Origin of the sequence: Methylobacterium sp. B1 (assembly GCF_000333255.1) — a bacterium.
Classification (GTDB): Bacteria; Pseudomonadota; Alphaproteobacteria; order Rhizobiales; family Beijerinckiaceae; genus Methylobacterium; species Methylobacterium fujisawaense.
The window spans coordinates 1-1685 of record NZ_BACT01000096.1 but is presented as its reverse complement, the minus strand read 5'-3'; the positions used below and the strand labels follow the sequence as shown (position 1 = coordinate 1685).

Sequence of the window (1685 nt, the reverse complement as noted above, 5' to 3'; positions counted from 1 at the left end):
CACCTTCTGGCCGAGGCTCACGTCCACGATCCAGACGAGCAGCTCGAATTCCAGGAAGGGATCGCCGATCTTCTTGAACACCACGCGGGGCGCGGGCTCCTTCAGGACGTCGGAATGGCCCTGCGCGCAGGCCGCGATCATCTCGGCCGCACGGACCGGGTCCTGGTTGCGCAGGACGCTGACCGTGATGCTGACGCGCCCCGTCCGGTCGCCCCGCACCCGGTTCTTCACCACCCCGGAGATCAGGTTCGAGTTCGGCACGATCACGGCCGAGCGGTCGAAGGTCTGGATCTCGGTGGAGCGGACCGAGATCCGCTTCACGATGCCCTCCTGATCGCCGATCACCACCTGGTCGCCGACCCGGATCGGGCGCTCCCACAGGAGCAGCAGCCCGGAGACGAAGTTGTTGACGATCGACTGCAGGCCGAAACCGATACCCACCGACAGGGCGCCGGCCACGATGGTGAGCTTCTCCAGGCTCAGGCCCAGATACGAGAAGGCGAGCGCCAGCGCGATCAGGAAGCCGCAATAGCCCGCCACCGTGGTGATCGAGTTGCGCAGGCCCGCATCGAGGTCCGTGGCCGGCAGGTAGGTGTTCTCCAGCCAGCGCTGCACGCCGCGGGTGATGAACACGCCGACCACCAGGATGCCGATCCCGAAGGCGATGCTGGAGAGCGAGATCGTGACGTCGCCGACCTTGAAGCCGAAGAAAGCCTGCCGGACCGAGGAGACGATGTCGGTGGAATCCAGGCCCCAGGGCGCCAGCACGAGGATCGCGGCCGCGAGGAACAGGACGAGCCGGGCGGCGCCGGTCGCCAGGACAGAGATCTGGTTCAGCGAGCGCTTGCGCAGTCCCGTATTGGCCTGGAGCGTGGTGGCGAGCCGGGTCTCGTCGCTGAGCGCGCGGCCGACGAAGATGTCGACGCTCTGGACCAGCAGGTAAAGCAGGACCAGGACGCTGGCGTCCCAGATCAGCTGGTCGATCAGGAACGCCGCGAAGGCGACGTAGCCGACCAGCGCGCCGAGGCCGATCAGCGCCACCGCGGCCCAGCCGAGCAGCCGCGCCGGCCCGCCGATGCCCGTGGTGGTCTTGGTCGGCACGTAGGGGCCGAAGCAGGCTTCCTCCTCCTGCTCGGTATCGGCGAAGCGGTGGAGGCCGACGGCCAGGATCAGGGCCGTGGCGACCGCCCCGATGCCCCGCGTGGCGATGGAGATCGGCAGGGCCGCCGAGATCCCGGAATTCAGGGCCTCCACGGACTTCACCACGGTGATCACCGTGGCGATGCCGACCGCGAGCCGGGTCAGGCGCGTGGCCGCCGCATCGCTCACCGGGGCCGGCCGCCACGCCGGCTTCTCGGGGCTGAGCAGCCCGTCGCAGAGGGCCTCCACGAAGGCGATGAAGGCGAGCCCCCCGAGGATCGCGGCGGCCACCGGCAGGAGCCGGGACGGCAGCAGGTTGGTGGCGTCCAGCGCGTAGTAGACCGCGTAGGACCCGGCCACCGCCGGCACCGTGCCGAGCAGGATCACCCGCCAGGCGGCGAGCATCACGGCGCGCCGCGACGGATCGGTCCGGGCGGCGTCCCGGCGGGCGCCCTTGGGGGCGATGTTGCGCCGGCCGAAATACAGCGCCACCGAGATCCCGAAGGCGAGCCCCAGGAACAGCAGGTTGGTGAGGCTGCCGTGCG

The 1685-nt window shown here is 70.0% G+C and carries 1 protein-coding gene; it reads right to left on the bottom strand.

Annotation, left to right across the window (positions count from 1 at the left end; translation table 11 throughout):
• On the bottom strand, positions 1 to 1685 hold a 1685-nt coding region (locus tag I53_RS02810), incomplete at both ends, for a mechanosensitive ion channel domain-containing protein (RefSeq protein WP_043346390.1).